This window comes from Methylopila henanensis, assembly GCF_042681025.1.
GTDB classification, from domain to species: Bacteria; Pseudomonadota; Alphaproteobacteria; order Rhizobiales; family Methylopilaceae; genus Methylopila; species Methylopila henanensis.
In genome coordinates, this window is sequence record NZ_JBHUER010000001.1 from 514,366 (window position 1) to 532,712 (window position 18,347).

Consider the following 18,347-nt stretch of genomic DNA (forward strand, 5'->3'; position numbering starts at 1 on the left):
TCACGTTCAGGACGCTTGCGCGTCGCTGGATCAGAAGTCGCGCTGAACGCGGAGACGGCCGACGAAGGCGTCGTCGTCGCGGAGGTTGTACACCGCCGACTTGTCTTCGACCTTCACGTAGTTCAGCTCGGCGCCGATGTCGAGCTTCTTGACCGGCGTCCAGATGATGTTGGTCGTGATGCCGTAGCCCGAGAAGTCGTTGTCCTGGCCGACAGTCTTCACGTCAGCCTTGACGTAGGTGCCCTGCAGGGCCGAACGCCACTTCGGGCTCCAATAGTGGAGGACGCCGAGGTTGAAGGCGTAGGCTTCGGTCTTGCGGATGTTGCCGCCCGGCCCGACTTCGAAGTCGACGAGGCGGTTGGCGTTCAGGATGTTCTGGGTGCCGGAGACGACGAAGGCGTAGTCGCCCGAGCCGTTGCCGAGGCCGAGGTAGGACAGCGCGCCCGAGGAGTAGGCGGCCGAGGCCCAGAGGAAGTCGCCCTTGCCGAGCGTCGGCAGGTCGATCTTGGCGCCGAGCTGGACGCCGTAGCCCCAGTCGGTGTCGCGGCCGATCTCTTCGGTCGTGATGTGGTGCGCGAAGCCCGAGAGCTGCGCCTCACCCCAGCCCTGCTTCACGCGCAGGTTGCCGACGACGTCCGGGTACTTCTGCTCGCGGTAGTCCGCGAAGTTGGCCGAGCCGAAGCCGCCGGTCGAGGTGGTGCGGCGAGCGGTGCCGTCTTCGATGCCGAGGCTGGCCGAGAAGCCGTTGCCGAAGTCGGCGGTGTAGGTCAGCACGGCGAGCGTGCGGTCCGAGATGAACGGGTTGGTGAAGGTCGGGTAGGGCTTGAAGTCCCAGAAGGAGTCCGTGAGACCCGCGGTCAGGCCCGCGAACTGCACGAAGGCCTTGTCGAACACCGAGTCGTCGCCGCCGACCGCGGTCTGCGCGGTGGAGCCGCTCTGGTTGCCCGAGTCACGCTGGAACTGAGCGCGGATGTAGGTGCGGACGGTGCCGTACTCGGTCTCGGTGCGGGCGTCGAACCACAGGCGGGCGCGAGCGCGGAAGCCGGTGTTGTTCGCCGGCTTGGACGAGCCGCCGCCGATGGTGCGAACCACTTCGCCGACCGAGTAGTCGCCGCGGACGAGGCCGCCGATGAGCAGGCAGGTGTCCGTGCCCGGAATGTAGAAGAAGCCAGCGCCGTAAGCGTCGCAGACCTTGACGTATTCGACAGGCTCGGCGCCCGGGAGATCGGCCGCCTGAGCGCCGGTCATCCCTACGAAGGCGGCGGCGGAGCCGAGAACCAGGCTCTTGACCAATTTCATCACGTTTCTCCAACCCCAATAACAGGCTCTCGAACGAGACGGCCGCAGAATGAGCCTGCGCCCACGGCGTCGATCGCCCCCCGAGAGTCGCCGTCAGGTCCGACGGCATGGCGCCGGGGCGCCCCCCCGACGTCGCAGTTCGACCATATTCGGGGCCGGGTGGCATGCAAGCGAGAACACGTATGTGACGGTTCTGTGCAGGACCTTTGGAGGGGGCTGTGGCGTGAAGAACACGAAATCGGACCGTTGAAGCCTTGGATTGGCTTGCGCTCGCGCCCGCTGGCCGCCGTCCGACTCCGCGTCAGCCCCGCTGAAGCCGGTGCGACTCGGCGTAGAGCCCGCCTTGCGCCAGCAGCGCGAGGTGCCCGCCCTGCTCCACGATTCGGCCGCGCTCGACCACGCAGATCAGGTCGGCCGCGACCACGGTGGCGAGCCGGTGCGCGATGATCAGCGTGGTTCGATTCTTTCGCATTGCGAGCACATTCGCCTGCACTCGCGCCTCAATCGCGCCATCAAGCGCCGAGGTCGCCTCGTCGAGCATCAGGATGGGGGCGTCGCGAAGCAGAGCGCGGGCGATCGCGACGCGCTGCCGCTGGCCGCCCGAAAGCCTGGAGCCGCGCGGGCCGACGCGGAAGTCGTAGCCGCCGTCGAGGGCTTCGATGAAGACGTCCGCCGCCGCGGCGCGCGCGGCCGCCGCCACCTCCTCGTCGGTCGCGTCGGGGCGGCCGTAGGCGATGTTGTCCCGGACGCTCGCGTCGAACAGCAGCACGTCCTGGCTCACGAGCGCGATCGAATCCCTCAGGCTCGCGAGGCTCACGCCCGCGATGTCCTGCCCTCCGATCGACACCGCGCCCGCCGACGGCTCATAGAGCCGCGCCACCAGATTGAGCACCGTCGTCTTGCCCGAACCGGACGCGCCGACGAAGGCGACGGATGCGCCGGCGGGAATCGTCACGTCGAAGCCATCGAGGACGGGGGCCGCGTCCGCGGCGTAGGCGAAGCGCACGCCGCGGAAGACGATATCGCCGCCGGGCTGGGCGAGCGGCGCCGCCTCGGGCGCGTCCACGATCCGCGGGCTGCGGTCCAGGATCTCGTAGACGCGCGCGATCGAGACGCCACAGATCTGGAGCTGGGCGTTGACCTGAAGCAGGCGCCGCAGCGGCTCGTACAGCAGCATCAGCGCGCTGACGAAGGCCATCAACTCGCCGGCGTCGCTCTGGCCCTCGATCACCTGCGCGCCGCCGACGAGCAGCACCGCGACGAGTGCGAGCGCCGTGACGAGATCGACCACCGGCGACAGCGCGGCGCGGGTGCGGGCGATCTTGAGGCCGACCTTGCGGCGGCCGATGATCGTCTCCCGGAGCCGCCGGCGCTCCACGTCCTCGAGGTTCTCGGCCTTGATGCCGCGAATGCCGTGCAGCCCTTCCTCGAACGCCTGCAGGATCTCGCCGCCAAGCGCCTGACCGCGCCGCATGAGAGCGCGCAGCTTGCGGTTCGCGATCACCACCGGCACCGCGATAAGCGGGGCGCCGGCGAGCGCGAGCGCGAACCACTGGGGACTCGCCCACAGCACGTAGCCGACCAGCCCGACGAAGGTGATGAGATCGCGGCCGAGCGTCACCACGATGTTGCTGGAGGCGTTGTTCAGCACGTTCACGTCGTCGGTCGCGCGCGTGATGATCTGGCCGACGCTGTTCTTCTGGAAGAAGACGAGATCGAGCCTCAGCAGGTGGCTCGCGATGCGGTTCTGCAGCTCCGTCGTCACCTTGTTGGAGACGCGGGACAGCATGAACTGCTGGAGATAGCCGGCCGCGGCCCGCACGCTGAAGATGCCGAGCACGACGAAGACGATCTCATGCAGCGCCTCGGCGTCGCGGCGCACGAGGATGTCGTTCACAAGCGACTTGAACAGCCACGGCAGCGCGACGACGGTGCCGGCGAAGGCCGCCATGGCGAGGACCGCGACGAGCAGGCTCGGCCAGTGCGGCAGGATGAACGCGACCGCGAAACGCTTCAGCCGCCGCAGCCGGAGCGACAACGGCTCGTCGAGCCGCATCTCCCGGCGGGGCAGATCGCTGATCCGATCGGGATCGATCGGCTCCGGCGTCGTGGGTTCGGGCGACATGAAGGTTCCGGATCGGGATGTCCGACCGCCTGTACCGACCTGAACCGCCCGGGGCAAGGCGGGGCGACGACGCAGGCGCCGCTACTCCGCAGGCGCGGCCAATGGCGCGACGCCGGGTTCGGCCGCCTTGCGCTGCCCGATCAGACTGTAGACGACGGGCACCACGAACAGCGTCAGAAGCGTGCCGAAGGTCATGCCGCCGACGATGACCCAACCGATCTGCTGGCGGCTTTCCGCGCCCGCCCCGGTCGCGAGCGCGAGCGGCACGGTGCCGAACACCATCGCGCCGGTCGTCATCAGGATGGGACGCAGCCTGAGCGCCGCCGCCTCGATCACGGCCGAGGCGCGGTCCCTGCCCTGCTCCTGAAGCTGGTTCGCGAATTCCACGATCAGGATGCCGTGTTTGGTGATCAGTCCGATCAGCGTGACGAGCCCGATCTGGGAGTAGACGTTCAGCGTGCCCCCGGTCAGCCACAGCGCGGCGAGCGCGCCGGTCATCGACAGCGGCACGGTCAGGAGAATGATCAGCGGGTCGACGAAGCTCTCGAACTGCGCCGCGAGCACCAAATAGATGAACAGGATCGCCAGTCCGAAGATCAGCCCGAGGCTCTGGTTGGACGCCAGATACTCCCGGCTCTGGCCGTTGACGTCGGTCTGGACCGTGTCCGGCAGCGTCTCCCGCGCGACGCGGTCGAGATAGGCCAGCGCCTCGCCCATGGCGTAGCCGTCGGCGAGGTTCATCTCGATGGTCGCCGAACGAAGCTGGTTGAAGCGTCGGAGCTCGCGCGGCGCGACCGAGTCCGTCACCGTGACGAGATTCGAGAGCTGCACCATTGGCCCGGGACCGCCGCCCCGGTTCGGCGCGCGGACGTAGATGGTGGAGAGCGTCTCGGGCGTCGCGCGGTCGGCGTCCGCGAGCTGCACAATGACGTCGTACTGCTCGCCGTCGCGTTCGAAACGTGTGACCTGACGGGAGCCAAGCAGTGTTTCGAGCGTGCGTCCGACGGTCGCGACGTCGAGGCCGAGGTCGGCGATCTTGGAGCGGTCGAGCTCGACCCTCAGCTCCGGCGCGTTGAGCTCGAGGTCGCTCTCGATGTTGAGCAGCCGCGGATTGTCCGCCGAGATCCGCGCCACGAACGCCTGCGCGATCTGGTCCAGCTCCTCGTAAGGTCCGGAGGTCTGGAGGACGAACTGCACCGGGCGCGAACCGCCGCGCTGGCCGAGCGCCGGCGGGTTGGTCGTGAACAGCGCGAGGCCGGCGACGTCCCGAAACTTCTTGGCGAGCTCCGCCATGATCTGCTGCTGCGAGCGGTCGCGCTCGCTCCAGTCCTTGAGGGGCGCGCGTCCGATGACGTTGGTGATCAGGGGGTGGCCGACGATGGTGAGGTAGCCGTCGACCTCCGGAACGCCGCGCAGGATGTCCTCGAGCTGCTGGGTGTAGCGCGTGCCGTAGGCGATGGTGGAGCCCTCGGGCGCCTGGCCGCGGATCTGCAGGATGCCGCGGTCCTCGACCGGCGACAGCTCCGACGTGAGGTGCGTGAACAGGAAGGCCGCCCCGCCGGCCACGACGAGCGCCGACATGACGACAGGCGCGCGGAAGCCCAGAGTGGCCGCGACGAGACACCTGTAGCCGCGCTCCATGGCCCGGAACCAGCGCTCCATGGCGAGGAAGACGCGGCCGGGGTTCGGCTGATGCTTCAGCATGCGCGAGCACATCATCGGCGTCAGCGTCAGCGCGACGAAGCCCGAGACGATGACGGCGCCGGCGAGCGTCAGCGCGAACTCCGTGAACAGCCGGCCCGTCCGGCCCGGCGAGAACGCGACCGGCGCGTAGACGGCGGCGAGCGTGACCGTCATTGCGATCACCGCGAAGCCGATCTCGCGGGAGCCTTTGATCGCCGCCTCGACGGGCTTCATCCCCTCCTCGACGTGCCGGTAGATATTCTCCAGCACGACGATGGCGTCGTCGACCACGAGGCCGATCGCCAACACGAGCGCAAGCAGCGTCAGCGTGTTCACGGTGAAGTCGAACGCCAGCATCATCGCGAAGGTGGCGATCAGCGACACCGGGATCGTCACGACGGGGATCAACGAGGCCCGGACGGTCCGCAGGAAGAAGAAGATCACCAGCACGACCAGCACGATCGCCTCGGCGACCGTGTGCCAAACCGCCTCGATCGAACGGTCGATGAAGACCGCCTGATCGTAGTTCAGCAGCACCGTCACGCCGTCCGGCAGCGTCGCCTGGATCTCGGGCAGCGCTGTCCTCACGCCCTGCGAGACTTCGAGCGGATTGGCGGTCGCCTGCTTGATGACGCCGATCGCCACCGCCGGCCCGGAGTCGTAGCGCGATGCCTTGCGGTAGTCGGCGGCGCCCAGCTCGACCTTCGCGACGTCGCGCATGCGCACCAGCGCGCCGTCCGCGACCTTGACGACGATGTCCTCGAACTGCTGCGGCGTCTCCAGCCCCGTGCGCGACAGCACGGAGAACTCGCGGTCGGCGCTCTCGATGCGGCCGGACGGAATCTCGACGTTCTGCTGTGACAGCGCGGTCTCCACATCCTGCACGGTCAGCCCGTAAGCCGCGAGCCGGATGCGGTCGACGTAGATCCGCATGGCGTAGCGCCGCTCGCCGAAGATCTGGATGTCGGCGACGCCGGGCAGAATCTTGAGGCGGTCGAGCACGTAGCGGCTGACATAGTCCGTCAGATCCAGCTGGCTCATTTTGTCGGAACGGAAGGCGAGGTACATCACCGGCTGGGCGTCGGCCTCGACCTTCGCGATCACCGGCTCGTCGATCTCGTCCGGCAGGCGCGACCTGACCCGCGCCACCCGGTCGCGCACGTCGCTCGCCGCCACGTCCGGATCGACGTTCAGGTTGAAGCGCACGGTGATCCGGCTCGACTCCTGCCGGCTCTGGCTTTCGATGACGTCGATGCCCTCGATGCCGGAGATCGAATCCTCCAGCACCTGCGTCACCTGGCTCTCGATGATGCGGGCCGCCGCGCCGGGATAGGTGGTGGTGACGGAGACCGTCGGCTCGTCGACGTTCGGGTATTCGCGAACCGCGAGCCGCTGGTAGGCGACGAGTCCGATCAGCACGATCGCGAGGCTCAGCACCGTCGCGAAGACCGGCCGGCGAACGCAAGTTTCAGCGATCTTCACCGCGTGTTACCCGCCACGATCAGGGCGCCGGCGCGGCTGACGCCTGCCGCGCGGCGTCCACCACCCGCACCGCGGCGCCGTCCTTCAGCCGCGTCTGGCCTGCGGTCACGACCATCTCGTCTCCGGTCAGGCCGGAGACGATCTCGACCTGCCCGGCGCGCCGCTCGCCGAGCTTCACCGGCGTGTCGATCGCGCGGCCCTCGCGAACCCGGAACACATGGTTCTCGGACCCGCGCGGCATCAGCGCGCTCTCGGGGATCACGACGACCTGCCGGGATTCGTCCGCCTGGACCTCGACGCGGGCGAACAGTCCCGGACGCAGCAGGCCGTCGGCGTTGTCGAGCCGCGCGCGCACTTTCAGGGCGCGGCCGTTGACGTCGACCAGCGGGTCGATCGCCTCGATCTTCCCGTGGAACGTCCGGTTCGGATAGGCGTCCACCATGACGCCCACGTCGAGGCCGGGCCGGACGTCGGCAAGCCGGGTCTCCGGCACGCGGAAGTCAACCTTCAGCGTATCGATGCTCTCGAGATTGACGATCGGCTGTCCCGCCTGGACATAGGCGCCGACGGAGGCGAGGCGGAACCCCACGACGCCCTCGAACGGCGCGCGAATCTCGGTCTTGCCGAGCCGCACCTTGGCGAGCTCCACCGCCGCCTGCGCCGTGGCGCGGTCCGCGATCGCCTGGTCCCGCGCCGAGTCGGTGGCGTATCCGGATTTCGAGAGCGACTGGGCGCGCTTGAAGTTGGCCTCCGCGAGCGCGAGCCGCGCCTCGAGGTCCTTGAGCTCCGCCATCAGCAGGGTGTCGTCGAACTTCAGCACCGGCGCATTGGCCTCGACCCGATCGCCTTCCCGGAACCGGATCGCGACCAGCCGGCCGGGCTGTTCGGAGGCGAGCTGGACCGATTCGTCCGACACCAGCGTGCCGACCGAGGCGAAACGCGCGGCCACGGTTTCCGGCCGGGCGGCGGCCGCCTCGACGACGATCGCGGCCGGCGCCTCGGTCGCCGGTTTCGCGGCGGCCGCGACGGGCCGCCCCGCCGCTTCGACGGCGCGGTCGAAGGCGCCCTGGGCGAAGCCCGGCAACATGTCGTTCATTCCGGCGTAAGCGCCGGTTCCGATTGCGGCCAGCGCCGCAAGGGCGATGAACGACGTGCGCATGCGATCTCCAAGGCGTCGAACCTACTGCAACTGGGGCGCCGGCGCCATCGCGGCGCGCCATCGGCTTCTCTTACGCTCAAGCCTCAGCCGCCTTGCGCCCGTTCACGGGATCGGGAACGAGCCCGCTGCAATCCGGCAAGGCGCGCATGCCGATCCGCGCCTTGACCCGCCACCCGCGGGCGGACCACCCTGACGCGCGCCGTTCGCGCCGCCGAAAAACACTGGACAGCCCATGCCCCCGAGCTCCGCCGCCGCGCTTCAGCCTGCGCCGACCAACAATCTCGACGCGTTCTGGATGCCGTTCACGGCGAACCGCCAGTTCAAGAACGCCCCGCGCCTGCTCGTCGGCGCCAAGGACATGCACTACACGACGGCGGACGGACGGCAGGTGCTGGACGGCACGGCTGGGCTCTGGTGCGTCAACGCCGGCCACGCCCGCCCGAAGATCGTAGAGGCGGTGCAGCGGCAGGTCGCCGAACTCGACTACGCGCCAGCCTTCCAGATGGGCCACCCCAAGGCCTTCGAGTTCGCCGCGCGGCTGACCGCGCTAGCGCCGAAGGGCCTCGACCACGTGTTCTTCACCAACTCGGGCTCCGAGGCGGTCGACACCGCGCTCAAGATCGCCCTCGCCTACCAGAAGGCGCGCGGAGAAGGCGGCCGCTTCCGGCTGATCGGGCGCGAGCGCGGCTATCACGGCGTGGGCTTCGGCGGCATCTCGGTCGGCGGCATCGTCACCAATCGCAAGACCTTCGGTCCCGGCCTGCCCGGAACCGACCACCTGCGCCACACCTACGACCGCGAGCGCAACGCCTGGTCGCGCGGGATCCCGGAGCACGGCGCCGAGCTCGCCGACGACCTCGAACGCCTCGTCGCGCTCCACGACGCCTCGACCATCGCCGCCGTCATCGTGGAGCCGGTCGCAGGATCGACCGGCGTGGTGCTGCCGCCGAAGGGCTATCTCGAGCGGCTTCGGGCGCTCTGCGACAAGCACGGCCTGCTGCTGATCTTCGACGAGGTCATCACCGGCTTCGGCCGTCTCGGCGCGCCGTTCGCGGCCGACTGGTTCGGCGTGACGCCGGACATCATGGTCACCGCCAAGGGCATCACCAACGGCGTGGTGCCGATGGGCGCGGCGTTCGTGTCCTCGAAGATCTACGACGTCTTCATGAACGGCCCCGAGCACATCATCGAGCTGTTCCACGGCTACACCTACTCGGCGCATCCGCTCGCCTGCGCCGCAGGCCTCGCGACCCTCGACACCTACGCGGAGGAAGGCCTGCTGACCCGCGCCAGCGAGGTCGGCGAGCGCTTCGCCGACGCCCTGCACGCGCTCAAGGGCCTGCCGCACGTCATCGACATCCGCAACATCGGCCTCGTGGGCGCGGTGGAGCTGGAGCCGATCGAGGGCCAGCCGACCAAGCGCGCCTTCTCCGCGTTCCTGAAAGCCTACGAGAAAGGGATCATGATCCGCACCACCGGCGACATCATCGCCATGTCGCCGCCGCTGATCATCTCGGAGGCGCAGATCGACGAGCTCGTCGGGACGCTCGCCGACGTGCTGCGCGAGATCGACTGACATGGCCATGCCCCCGGCGCGTCCTGCGGAAGCCAAGCCTTCGCCGAACGAAGGCCCGATCCGCAGGGACGAGGACCGCCCCCTGAGCCGCGCCGCCTTCTTCGGCTGGGGCCTCGGCTTCATCGCGCTGATCGCCCTGTCCGTGGTCGGTCTCGGCCACAGCCCCCAGATCCGCGGCGCCGCCAATCCGCAGTATTGGGCGGTGGTGGCGCTCATCGGCGCGGCGGTCGCGGCCGCCGTGATCATGCTCGCGAGGTCCGCGGCCGCGACCCGCGTCGGCGACGCGCTGCGCCGGGTCGGCGTGGTTCTCGGCGCGATCGGGCTCGTCCTGTTCCTGTGGGAAGCGCTCGCCGTCGGCCGGGGCCTCTCGCCCTCGCCGGTCGGCGTCGCCGCGACCCTGCTCGGCTACTGATACGAAGGCTCTTCTCATGGCAGCGCCCGCGACCCACAACCTCGCCGTCGACGGTCGGCGGCTCTGGGAGACGATCCACGAGACCGCAGCCTTCGGCGGCACGCCTAAGGGCGGCGTGCGCCGGCTGACGCTGACGGACGAGGACCGGCAGGTGCGCGACTGGTTCCGCGCGGCCTGCGAGGCGCTCGGCTGCACTGTGACGATCGACGACATGGGCAACATGTTCGCCCGCCGGTCCGGCCGTCGCGACGACGTCGCGCCGATCGCCTTCGGCTCGCATCTCGACACCCAGCCGACCGGCGGCAAGTTCGACGGCGTCCTCGGCGTCCTGGCCGGACTGGAGGTTCTGCGCACCCTGCACGACGCCGGCTACGAGACCAGCGCGCCGCTGGAGCTCGTGAACTGGACCAACGAGGAAGGCTCACGATTCGCGCCCGCCATGCTCGCCTCCGGCGTTTTCGCCGGCGCGATCGCGAAGGAGACGGCGCTCGCCCAGACGGACCGCGAGGGCGCGACCTTCGGGGCCGAGCTCGACCGCATCGGCTATCGCGGCGAGGAGCCGTGCGGAGCGCGGAAATTCTCTTCCTTCTTCGAACTGCATATCGAGCAGGGCCCTATCCTCCAGGACGAGGACAAGATGATCGGCGTCGTCGAGGCGGTTCAGGGCATCCGCTGGTACGAGCTGACGCTTGTCGGCCAGGACGCCCATTCCGGCGCGACGCCGATGCGGCTTCGCCGGGACGCGCTGGTGGGGGCGGCGCGCGTCGTCGCCGCCGTCGACCGCATCGGCCGTGCGCGGCCGGACTGCGTCGGCACGGTCGGCCTGATGGAGGTGCGGCCCAACTCCCGCAACGTGTCGCCGGGCGAGGTCTTCCTCACCGTCGACTTCCGGTCGCCAGACGACGCAAACGTGGCCGCGATGGAAAGCGATCTCATGGCGGCGGTCGCCGAGATCGTCTCGGACCTCGGCCTCGAAGGCGCGCCGGTCCGCATCTGGGACCAGCCGGCGACGATCTTCGACGCGGAATGCGTGGCCGCGGTTGAGGCGGCCGCAGAAGCCTTTGGTCAGGGCTCCCGACGGATGGTCTCCGGCGCCGGACATGACGCCGCCTATGTCGCCCGCGTTGCGCCGACCGCCATGATCTTCGTGCCCTGCAAGGACGGGATCAGCCACAACGAGGCCGAAAGCTCCACGCTGGAGCAATGCGCCGCCGGCGCGCAGGTGCTGCTCGACGCCGTCCTTCGCTACGACCGGCGGTTCGGCTGAAACGGCGCGCGTCCGGAGGAAGCCACCCTACGAACGGCCGCCGCGCTTTCCGTTGTCGCGCTCTCCGCCGTCTGCTACGCGTCAGGTGTTCGCTTCGGCTCCTTCGGGACCAGAGGGAATCCGGTGGGGAGCGTTATGGGCTCCGAATCCGGAGCTGCCCCCGCAACTGTGAGCGGTGAGCGGCGCGCCAGTTCCGCCACTGGACGTCTCGTCCGGGAAGGCCGGCGCGTCGCTGCGACCCGCAAGCCAGGAGACCTGCCGCGGCGCCCACGCCAACGCCCTCGGTGGGAGGGCACGAAAAGGCTTGAACCCATGTCGCACGCCGATCTCCGTTCGTCCGCCGCCCCCGCCGCGCGCGTCTCATCGCGCGCGTTCCCGATCGTCGCCGCCTTCCTGTTCGGCGTGATCATCATCGGCGGAACGGGCTTCGCCCAGATGGCCGTGGCGCACAACGCGGCCCACGACCACCGGCACTCGATCGGTTTCCCCTGCCACTAAGGCCGGAGCCGACATCGTGAACCTTTTCCGCACCATCGTTCTGGTGGCGGCGCTGGTTGGGCTCGGCTCCGGCCTGGTGCTGACCCTTGTGCAGCATTTCAGCGTCCAGCCGCTCATCGTTCAGGCCGAAGCGTTCGAGTCCCGGCGCGAGGAGGCCTCGGCCCCCAAGCCGCACGACCACGAAGCCTCCGGCGAGCACGACCATCTGGCCGCCGCTAAAGCCGACCTCGCCGCGCAGGAAGCGCATGAGGCCCACGCCCACGATCCCGACGCCTGGGAGCCCGCCGACGGCGCCGAGCGCTTCGGCTGGACCGTCGCAGCCAACGTGCTGAGCGCGGTCGGCTTCGCGCTGCTGCTCGTCTCCGCGAGCGAGCTCAAGGGCGGCCTGACCTCGTGGCGCGAAGGCCTGTTCTGGGGCCTCGCCGGCTTCGCCGCCTTCACGCTGGCCCCCTCAATCGGCCTGCCGCCGGAGGCGCCTGGCGTCGCCGGCGCGACGCTGGAGGCCCGGCAGCTGTGGTGGATCGGCACGGTGGCCGCCACCGCGCTCGGTCTGGCGCTGCTCGCCTTCGGCCGTTCGCCCGTGTTGGCCATCCTGGCCGTCGTCCTGATCGCCGCGCCCCACGTCATCGGCGCGCCCCAGGCCGACGAGGCGCCGGCGATCCCGCGTAAGCTGGAGCACGACTTCGTGGTGGCGGTGATCGTGACCGGCTTCGTGTTCTGGGCCGCGCTCGGGACGCTGGCGGGCGCGCTGCGTCCGCGCTTCGGCGGAGCGTGACCGTCCGGCTGTCGCTCGTCCTCGGCGGCGCGCGCTCGGGCAAGAGCCGCTTCGCCGAGGGCCTCGCCGCCGTTCACGGTCTCGATCTCGTCTATGTGGCGACGGCCGAGGCTTACGACGACGAGATGCGCGACCGCATCGCCCGGCACCGGGCCGACCGCGCCGACCGCGACTGGCGCACCGTGGACGCGCCGCTCGCTCTCGCCGAGGCTGTCGCGGCCGAAGCCGGCCCGGACCGCGTCGTGCTGGTGGACTGCCTCACGCTCTGGCTCAGCAACATGATGCTGGCCGATCTTGATGTGGAGCATGAGGCCGGCCGGCTGCTTTCGGCGCTCGCCGCGGCGCGCGGCCCCGTCGTTCTGGTGTCCAACGAAGTGGGCTACGGCGTCGTGCCCGAAAACGCGCTGGCCCGCGCGTTCCGCGATCATCAGGGCCGGCTGAACCAGCGCGTGGCGGCGATCGCCGATCGCGTGACGCTGGTGGCGGCTGGCCTGCCTCTCGATCTCAAGCTCCCGAAGGAGCCCCTATGACCGCCCCGCAGAAGATACCCGCCACCGTCGTCACCGGTTTTCTCGGCGCCGGCAAGACCACGCTGATCCGCCACCTGCTGCAGAACGCCGGCGGCCGGAAGATCGCCCTGATCGTCAATGAGTTCGGCGACGTCGGCATCGACGGCGAGGTACTGAAGGCCTGCGGAAGCGACGCCTGCCGGGAGGAGGACATCGTCGAGCTCGCCAACGGCTGCATCTGCTGCACGGTGGCCGACGACTTCGTCCCCACCATGGAAAAAATCCTCGCAAGGCCCGAAGCGCCCGACCACATCGTGATCGAGACCTCCGGCCTCGCGTTGCCCCAGCCGCTGGTGCGCGCCTTCCGCTGGCCGGAGATCGCGACCCGGGTCACCGTCGACGGCGTCGTCACCGTGGTCGACGGCCCCGCCGTGCGCGACGGGCGCTTCGCCCATGACGAGGAGGCGGTGGCCGCCCAGCGCGCCGCCGATCCCAATCTCGATCACGAGGACCCCATCGAAGAGCTTTTCGAGGATCAGGTGCGCGCCGCCGATCTGATCGTGCTGCACAAGGCCGATCTGCTCGCCGGCGACGACGCGGACGCCGTGAAGGCGCAGGTTCTGGAGCATGCGAGCGCAGGCGTGCGGGTGGTCTCCGCTGCGAACGGCGAGATTTCCGCCGACGTGCTGCTGGGCATCGCCTCCGGCGTCGAGGACAAGATCGACGGCCGCCCGACCACCCACGAGATGGAGGGCGAGGTCCAGCACGACCACGACGACTTCGTGAGCTTCATCGCCGAGACGCCGGAAGCCGCCGACGTCGCCGAAATGGAGGCGCGTGTGCGCAAAGTGCTCGACGCCCACGACGTGTTGCGGATCAAGGGATTCGTGCCGGTGGCGGCCAAGGCCGCGCGCCTCGTGGTGCAGGCGGTCGGAACCCGCGTCGACAGCTATTTCGACCGCCCGTGGAAGGACGGCGAAGCTCGCCGCGGCCGGCTAGTGGTGATCGCCGAGAAGGGCGTCGACCAAGCAGCGATCGAGGCCGCGCTGGCGGGATGACGCCCGCTTCGGCGAAGGTGACCGAATGCATCTCCTGAAGGCCCAGGGACAGCCGATCGGCGACGGAACGGAGGCGGTCGATCTCGACCTGTCGCCGGCCGACGTGGTGATCGTGTCCGCCGCCGACACGGAGATCGCAGGCCTCGCCCGCGCCCATGCGGCGCTGGGCGGAACTGGGCCGACGCTCCGTCTGGCGAGCCTTCTGAAGCTGCGCCACAACATGTCGGTCGACCTGTTTCTGGAGAAGACGATCGCCCGCTCGAAGCTCGTGGTGCTGCGGCTGCTGGGCGGCGCGGCCTACTGGCCCTATGGCGTCGACGAAACCGTGCGGGTGGCGAAGCGTCATGGCGTGAAGCTCGCGGTCATGCCCGGCTGCCACAACGCCGATCCGGAGCTGATCGCGCGCTCCACCGTGCCGCCCGCCGAGGCGGAGACGCTGTGGCGCCTGCTGTCGGAAGGCGGTCCGGACAATCTGGCCGCCGCGCTCCAGACCTGCGCCCGCTGGCTCGACGGAGCGCCTGCGGACGCCGCGCCGATCCCAACGCCCCCGGCCGGGCTCTACTATCCCGGCCTCGCCGCGCCCGATCTTGACGCCGTCCGCGCCTGCTGGCCGGAGAGCGCCGATGCGGCGCCGATCGTGTTCTATCGCGCGCAGTATCAGGCCGGAGACGTGGCGGCCATCGACGCGCTGGTTGAAGCGCTCGCCGCGCGCGGACTCGGCCCGCTGCCGATCTTCGTATCATCGTTGAAAGAAGCCGCGGCCGCCGCCTTCGTGCGCGAGACTTTCGCCGCGGCGCGGCCCGTGGTGGTGCTGAACGCCACCGCCTTCGCAGTGTCGAAGCCGGGCGCGGCCTGGGCGGGCTCGCCGCTCGATTCCGCCGACACAGCCGTGCTGCAGGTCGCGCTCGCCGGCATGGACCGGCCGACGTGGGAGGCCTCGCCTCGGGGGCTGGGCGCGCGCGACCTCGCCATGACGGTCGCGTTGCCGGAGATCGACGGCCGCATCTTCACCCGCGCCATCGGCTTCAAGACCGCCGGCCGGTTCGATCCCGCCACCGAGACCGAGATCGTGGCCTTCGAGGCGGCGGAGGACCGCGTCGCCTTCGTGGCCGATCTCGCCGCCAACTGGGCCGCCTTGCGGGCGACGCCGCGGGAGAAGCGCAAGGTGGCGCTGATTCTCGCCAATTACCCGACCGGAACCGCCCGCCTCGCCAACGGCGTCGGCCTGGACACGCCCGAAAGCGCCGCCGTCCTGCTCGGCGCGTTGCGGGACGCGGGTTACGCGGCCGACGGCGCGCCGGACAGCGGCGCGGCGGTGGTGGCCGAGATGACCGCGGCGCTACAGGCCTCGATCGCGCCGGACGCCGCGTCGACCTCTCCCGGCCGGGGAGAGGTGCGCGACGGAGACGTCGAGCTTCTCCCCCTCGCCGCCTACTCCCGCTTTCTCGCCGCCCTGCCCGCCGCCGCGCGTGAGAAGATCATCGCGCGCTGGGGCGCGCCCGAGGCCGATCCGAGCTTCGACGCGCAGGCGGGCGGCTTCCGGCTGGCGATGCGGGCTTACGGAAACATCATGCTCGGCGTGCAGCCGTCGCGAGGCTTCGATCTCGACCCCAAGGCCGCGCATCACGATCCCGACCTGCCGCCGCCCCACGGGCATCTGGCGTTCTACGTCTGGCTCAGGGAGACCTTCGGCGTTCAGGCGGTCGTGCATGTGGGCAAGCACGGCAACCTGGAATGGCTGCCGGGCAAGGCGCTGGCGCTGTCGGCGGCCTGCGGGCCGGAGGTGGCGCTCGGCCCCCTGCCCCATGTCTACCCCTTCATCGTCAACGATCCCGGCGAGGGCGCCGCCGCCAAGCGCCGAGCCTCGGCCGTCATCGTCGACCACCTGACACCGCCGCTCGCCCGCGCGGAAGGGACCGCGGGTTTGCGCGAGGTGGAGACGCTGGTGGACGAGTACGCCGAGGCGCAGGGGCTGGACCCGCGCCGGGCGGCGACGCTGGGGAAGGAGATCCTCGCCCGCGCCGCGAGCCTCGGGCTCGACCGCGACTGCGGCTTCTCCATCGCCGACGATCCCGACGACGCCCTGACCAAGCTCGACGCCTTCCTGTGCGAGGTGAAGGAGCTGCAAGTCCGCAACGGGCTGCACGTGTTCGGCCGCTCGCCTGTGGGCGCGAAGCGATCGGAGCTGCTGGCGGCTCTGGTGCGGGCGCCTCGCGGCCCACGACCCGAAGACGCCTCGCTGACGCGGGCGCTGGCCGTCGATCTTGGGCTCGACGGATTCGACCCGCTCAGCGCCGACCTCGCCGCGCGCTGGGACGGCCCGCGCCCCGCCGCGTTGGTCGAGGTCTCGACCGACCCGTGGCGCACCGCCGGCGACACGCTGGAGCGGCTGGAGCTTCTGGCGCTAAGGCTGGTAGAGGCGAGCGCGGGGATCCCTCCTCACGCCGAAGGCGTGAGGAGGGTGGCGCCGCAGCAGGCGGCGTCGGGCGGGGCCGCGGGCGTAGAGCGCCGTCCCGACGCCCTCCCCACCCGGCCCGGCTTCGCCGGGCCACCCTCCCCTGTCCCAGGGGAGGGATCGCGCGCCGTCCTCCAGGAACTCGCGACCGTCGTCGCGCCCCGCGTCGACGTCTCAGGCGCGGCCGAGATCGACGGACTGCTGCGCGCGCTGGACGGCCGCTTCGTGGCGCCCGGCCCCTCCGGCGCGCCGACCCGCGCCCGGCTCGACGCGCTGCCCACGGGCCGCAACTTCTTCGCGCTCGATCCGCGCTCGGCCCCCACGGAGGCCGCGTGGCGGCTGGGCCGCGCTGCGGCCGACACCTTGTGCCGCCGGCACTATCAGGACCACGGCGAATGGCCGAAGCGGCTGGCGCTCTCCGCCTGGGGCACCGCCAACATGCGCACCGGCGGCGACGACATCGCTCAGGCGCTCGCGCTGCTCGGCGTCGCGCCGCAGTGGGAGGCGGGCTCATCGCGGGTCGTGGGGCTGGTCCCTTTGACGCTTGCCGAACTGAAGCGCCCGCGGGTGGACGTGCTGTTCCGCATCTCCGGCTTCTTCCGCGACGCCTTCCCGTTCCAGATCGACCTGATCGACGAGGCGGTGCGCCTCGTGGGCGCCTTGCCCGAGGACGAAGAGTCGAACCCCGTCGCGGCGCGGCTGAAGGCGGAGACGGACGCCGGTCGCGCCGGCCACAGCGTGTTCGGCGCACGGCCCGGCGCCTATGGTACCGGGCTTGCGCCGTTGCTGGATCAGGGCGCGTGGGAGACCCGCGAAGATCTCGGCCGCGCCTATCTCGCCGCAAGCGGCTTCGCCTATGCGCAAGGCGTGGAGGGCGCGCCGGACCGCGCCGCGCTGGAGGCCATGGCCCGCGACGTGGACGGCGTGGTGCAGAGCCAGGACGCGCGCGAATTCGACCTGCTCGATTCGGACGACGTGCACGAGTTCGCCGGCGGCCTTTCGGCCGCGATCGAAGCGCTCAGGGGTTCGGCCCCCGCGCTTTATCACCTCGACAGCTCGCGCATGGCGACGCCGGTCGTCCGCACCCTGAAGGACGAGATCGCGCTGGTGATGCGCGCCCGCGCGACGAACCCCAAATGGATCGCCGCCATGCGCGAGCACGGCCACAAGGGCGCGGCCGAGATGCTGGCGACGGTGACCAATCTTTCGGGCTTCGCCGCCACCACCGATACGGTCGGCAGCCACCAATTCGACGCGCTCTACGACGCTTATGTCGCCGACGAGGCCACCAGAGGCTTCATCGCGGAGGCGAACCCGGCCGCGCTCGCCGCCATGGCGCGCGCCTTCCTCGACGCCGAGCGCCGGGGCTTCTGGCGCCCCACGCGCAACAGCGCTCACAACCACCTTCTGAGCCTGACGACGGAGCCGATCCCATGACCGAAGACGCCGCCCGCCATGCGGAGAAGATGAAGAAGCGCAAGGAGCATCAGGACAAGATCGTCTCCGAGCGTCAGGTGGAGAAGGGCCTGTTGATCGTCCACACCGGCAAGGGCAAGGGCAAATCCACCGCCGCCTTCGGCATGGCCATGCGCGCCATCGCCCACGGGCAGAAGGTGGGCGTGGTGCAGTTCATCAAGGGCCCGTGGGAAAGCGGCGAGCGCGACCTGCTGCGCAAGTTCCCCGATCAGGTGGAGGTCCACGCCATGGGCGAGGGCTTCACCTGGGAGACGCAGGATCGGGAGCGCGACATCCGCGCCGCCCGCGAGGCCTGGGACATGTCGAAGCGCTTCATCGCCGATCCCGAGGTCAAGCTAGTGATCCTCGACGAGCTCAACATCGTGCTGCGCTACGACTATCTCGACCTCGCCGAGGTGCTGTCGGCCATCGCCGCCCGGCCGGAGGGGACCCACGTCGTCGTCACCGGCCGCAACGCCAAGGACGAGCTGATCGAACAGGCTGACCTCGTCACCGAAATGACCCAGGTGAAGCACCCGTTCCGCGACGGCGTGAAGGCGCAGGCGGGCATCGAGTTCTGAGCCGCGGACGATA

The 18,347-nt window shown here is 70.2% G+C and carries 13 protein-coding genes and 1 riboswitch; of the genes, 9 read left to right on the forward strand and 4 right to left on the reverse strand.

Annotated elements, in window-relative coordinates:
- Positions 1 to 30: 30 nt before the first annotated feature.
- The 4 genes from ACFSCV_RS02515 to ACFSCV_RS02530 form a co-directional block, all read right to left on the reverse strand.
- Positions 31 to 1,299 carry a porin gene (locus ACFSCV_RS02515; RefSeq protein ID WP_378796662.1) on the reverse strand — a complete coding sequence of 423 codons (1,269 nt, stop codon included), beginning with the start codon at positions 1,297 to 1,299 and terminating at the stop codon, positions 31 to 33.
- A gap of 301 nt (positions 1,300 to 1,600) precedes the next feature.
- The gene (locus tag ACFSCV_RS02520; RefSeq protein ID WP_378796664.1) at positions 1,601 to 3,424 is read right to left on the reverse strand and encodes an ABC transporter ATP-binding protein; all 1,824 of its coding nucleotides are present in this window, start codon (positions 3,422 to 3,424) and stop codon (positions 1,601 to 1,603) included.
- 81 nt (positions 3,425 to 3,505) lie between these two features.
- Positions 3,506 to 6,589 carry an efflux RND transporter permease subunit gene (locus tag ACFSCV_RS02525; RefSeq protein ID WP_378796666.1) on the reverse strand — a complete coding sequence of 1,028 codons (3,084 nt, stop codon included), beginning with the start codon at positions 6,587 to 6,589 and terminating at the stop codon, positions 3,506 to 3,508.
- Positions 6,590 to 6,608: 19 nt separating this feature from the next.
- Entirely contained in the window at positions 6,609 to 7,748 is a 1,140-nt protein-coding gene (locus tag ACFSCV_RS02530) for an efflux RND transporter periplasmic adaptor subunit (RefSeq protein ID WP_378796668.1), read from the reverse strand.
- Positions 7,749 to 7,980: 232 nt separating this feature from the next.
- Here ACFSCV_RS02530 and aptA point away from each other — a divergent pair, with 232 nt between their 5' ends.
- The 9 genes from aptA (at position 7,981) to cobO (ending at position 18,334) form a co-directional block, all read left to right on the forward strand.
- A complete protein-coding gene (aptA, locus tag ACFSCV_RS02535) occupies positions 7,981 to 9,324 on the forward strand; it encodes an omega-aminotransferase AptA (RefSeq protein WP_378796670.1) in 1,344 nt (447 codons plus the stop codon).
- 1 nt (position 9,325) lies between these two features.
- Entirely contained in the window at positions 9,326 to 9,736 is a 411-nt protein-coding gene (locus ACFSCV_RS02540) for a hypothetical protein (RefSeq protein WP_378796672.1), read from the forward strand.
- A gap of 16 nt (positions 9,737 to 9,752) precedes the next feature.
- Entirely contained in the window at positions 9,753 to 11,003 is a 1,251-nt protein-coding gene (locus ACFSCV_RS02545; protein WP_378796674.1) for a Zn-dependent hydrolase, read from the forward strand.
- Positions 11,004 to 11,081: 78 nt separating this feature from the next.
- Positions 11,082 to 11,280: riboswitch (cobalamin riboswitch) on the forward strand.
- A gap of 35 nt (positions 11,281 to 11,315) precedes the next feature.
- Positions 11,316 to 11,501 (forward strand): CbtB domain-containing protein, encoded by a 186-nt coding sequence (locus ACFSCV_RS02550; protein WP_378796676.1) that lies wholly within the window; start codon positions 11,316 to 11,318, stop codon positions 11,499 to 11,501.
- A gap of 16 nt (positions 11,502 to 11,517) precedes the next feature.
- Complete coding sequence (locus tag ACFSCV_RS02555) at positions 11,518 to 12,276, forward strand: CbtA family protein (protein WP_378796678.1); 759 nt, start codon at positions 11,518 to 11,520, stop codon at positions 12,274 to 12,276.
- Positions 12,273 to 12,806: a bifunctional adenosylcobinamide kinase/adenosylcobinamide-phosphate guanylyltransferase gene (gene cobU / locus ACFSCV_RS02560; RefSeq protein WP_378796680.1), complete on the forward strand. Its 534-nt coding sequence runs from the start codon at positions 12,273 to 12,275 to the stop codon at positions 12,804 to 12,806. The genes ACFSCV_RS02555 and cobU overlap by 4 nt, the downstream gene beginning before the upstream one ends.
- On the forward strand, positions 12,803 to 13,843 hold the full coding sequence (gene cobW, locus ACFSCV_RS02565; RefSeq protein WP_378796682.1) for a cobalamin biosynthesis protein CobW: 1,041 nt from the start codon (positions 12,803 to 12,805) through the stop codon (positions 13,841 to 13,843). The genes cobU and cobW overlap by 4 nt, the downstream gene beginning before the upstream one ends.
- 25 nt (positions 13,844 to 13,868) lie before the next feature.
- Positions 13,869 to 17,735 (forward strand): cobaltochelatase subunit CobN, encoded by a 3,867-nt coding sequence (gene cobN / locus ACFSCV_RS02570; RefSeq protein WP_378796684.1) that lies wholly within the window; start codon positions 13,869 to 13,871, stop codon positions 17,733 to 17,735.
- Complete coding sequence (gene cobO / locus ACFSCV_RS02575) at positions 17,732 to 18,334, forward strand: cob(I)yrinic acid a,c-diamide adenosyltransferase (RefSeq protein ID WP_378796686.1); 603 nt, start codon at positions 17,732 to 17,734, stop codon at positions 18,332 to 18,334. The genes cobN and cobO overlap by 4 nt, the downstream gene beginning before the upstream one ends.
- Positions 18,335 to 18,347 lie beyond the last annotated feature (13 nt).

Coding starts and splice junctions, on each gene's coding strand:
- ACFSCV_RS02515 (WP_378796662.1), bottom strand. CDS start 1,299: ATGAAATTGGTCAAGAGCCTGGTTCTCGGCTCCGCCGCCGCCTTCGTA.
- aptA (WP_378796670.1), top strand. CDS start 7,981: ATGCCCCCGAGCTCCGCCGCCGCGCTTCAGCCTGCGCCGACCAACAAT.
- cobW (WP_378796682.1), top strand. CDS start 12,803: ATGACCGCCCCGCAGAAGATACCCGCCACCGTCGTCACCGGTTTTCTC.
- cobO (WP_378796686.1), top strand. CDS start 17,732: ATGACCGAAGACGCCGCCCGCCATGCGGAGAAGATGAAGAAGCGCAAG.
- ACFSCV_RS02540 (WP_378796672.1), top strand. CDS start 9,326: ATGGCCATGCCCCCGGCGCGTCCTGCGGAAGCCAAGCCTTCGCCGAAC.
- ACFSCV_RS02545 (WP_378796674.1), top strand. CDS start 9,753: ATGGCAGCGCCCGCGACCCACAACCTCGCCGTCGACGGTCGGCGGCTC.
- ACFSCV_RS02550 (WP_378796676.1), top strand. CDS start 11,316: ATGTCGCACGCCGATCTCCGTTCGTCCGCCGCCCCCGCCGCGCGCGTC.
- ACFSCV_RS02530 (WP_378796668.1), bottom strand. CDS start 7,748: ATGCGCACGTCGTTCATCGCCCTTGCGGCGCTGGCCGCAATCGGAACC.
- cobN (WP_378796684.1), top strand. CDS start 13,869: ATGCATCTCCTGAAGGCCCAGGGACAGCCGATCGGCGACGGAACGGAG.
- ACFSCV_RS02520 (WP_378796664.1), bottom strand. CDS start 3,424: ATGTCGCCCGAACCCACGACGCCGGAGCCGATCGATCCCGATCGGATC.